The 1,467-nt window shown below is 71.2% G+C and carries 3 protein-coding genes; 1 reads left to right on the top strand and 2 read right to left on the bottom strand.

The features are described from left to right. Positions 1 to 329 (bottom strand): sigma factor (locus ACFWBW_RS41700; RefSeq protein ID WP_385385144.1); only part of this gene is annotated, 329 nt, incomplete at its 3' end. Positions 330 to 637: 308 nt separating this feature from the next. Between ACFWBW_RS41700 and ACFWBW_RS41695 the strand changes: the two genes are divergently transcribed. Then, positions 638 to 982, top strand: a complete 345-nt coding sequence (locus ACFWBW_RS41695) for an STAS domain-containing protein (RefSeq protein WP_385385140.1) — start codon at positions 638 to 640, stop codon at positions 980 to 982. Positions 983 to 993: 11 nt separating this feature from the next. Here the strand turns inward: ACFWBW_RS41695 and ACFWBW_RS41690 are convergent. Next, positions 994 to 1,467 (bottom strand): PP2C family protein-serine/threonine phosphatase (locus ACFWBW_RS41690; protein ID WP_385385136.1); only part of this gene is annotated, 474 nt, incomplete at its 5' end.

Below are 1,467 nucleotides of genomic sequence, written 5' to 3'. Positions count from 1 at the left end.
TTGATCTCACCGGTGATGTAGGGGAGGGCGAGGGTGGAGAACTCGACCTCGCGCTCGGTGTCGTAGCGGTCGATGGCCTTGATCAGGCCGATGGTTCCCACCTGGATGACGTCGTCCATGTCGAGTCCGCCGCCGAGCACGCGGGCGCGGAAGCGCCGTGCGGCGAACTGGACGAGGGACAGGTTCATCTCGATCAGGGTGTTGCGCGTGTACTGGTACTCGCGGGTCCCCTCCTCCAGCGTGCGCAGCCTCGCGAAGAAGAGCCGCGACAGCTCACGGGCGTCCGAGGGCGCCATCTCGCGGGGGTTCTCGACCTCGACGCGGTCCATGTCCCGCGTTGGCGCTCCCACGATGCTCCGGTCACAAGCAGGGGCTTGCACGTCTGTAGCACGAATGGGTCCCATGACGGTGGCCGAGCGAGACATGGTGGCCGCTCCCTCCCGATTGACTGACGGCTGCCCGGGCCCTTCTGCCCCGGCTCATCGGTCCTACACCCTTCGCACGGCGCCTTCTTCGTTCCCCGGACCACGCGGTGCGTCCGGCGGGCCGTGCCACACCCTGCGGGTGCCTCGTCGATCGAGCAACCAGGCATACTCCCTTGACGACGACGTGAGAGCTGGCGAGCCGGGAGGCGGACATGGCGGGAGCAGGGGACGCGTTCGAGTCAGGTGTGGTCGGGGACAGCCACCCGGCGGGGACCGGGTGCGTGGTGGCGGCCCGCGGAGAGCTGGACCAGGACACGCTGGCTCCGCTGGAGGAGGCTCTCGTCTCCGCCGCGGACCGGTACCCGCTGGTGGTTCTGGACGCCGCGGCCGTCACCTTCGGCGACTCCTCCTTCCTGAACCTGCTGCTGCGACTGCACCACCTCACTGCCCTGCGCGTCGCCGCCCCGGGTGACCAGTTGCGCCGGCTCTTCGCCGTGACCGGTGCCGATACGGTCCTTTCCGTACACGCGAGCGTCGAGGACGCCCTCGGGGCGTGAGCGCGCACCGGTCAGCCGGTGTACGGGCCGGTCGCGTTCGGAGCGGCCGGTGGCGCGAGGTGCCCGAGGTCCCGATCACCAGGCGGACCAACCGGCGGATCAACCGGCGGGAGGGGCGCGATGCGGATGGCGAGGAGGACGGTGTCGTCATCGGGGTGGGCGGGGGCGACGGTTCCCGCGAGGTGCTGCAGGACATCGTCCAGGGGGGAGTCGGCGCTCGCGGCGGCCAGGTGGCGTGCGGCCTCATTCGTCGCGGCCTCGAGGTCTTGCCCGCGGTGTTCGACGAGTCCGTCGGTGTAGAGCAGGAGGGTGCTGCCGGGGGCCAGGAGCCGGGTGTGGGTGGTGCGGGGCCCCGGCGGTAGGGCGGGGTGCAGGAGGATGTCGTGGGCTTGGAGCTGCTCGGCGGGCTCGGAGGGTGCGCCGGGGTGGGTGAGGAGTGGGGGCGGGTGGCCGGCGTTGGTCCAGGAGAGCTGCCAGTGGCCGGC

The organism is Streptomyces sp. NPDC059957 (assembly GCF_042730015.1).
In the GTDB taxonomy this organism is placed as follows: Bacteria; Actinomycetota; Actinomycetes; order Streptomycetales; family Streptomycetaceae; genus Streptomyces.
Note: the sequence above shows the minus strand (reverse complement) of the source record. Positions and strands in the feature narration are given on the sequence as shown.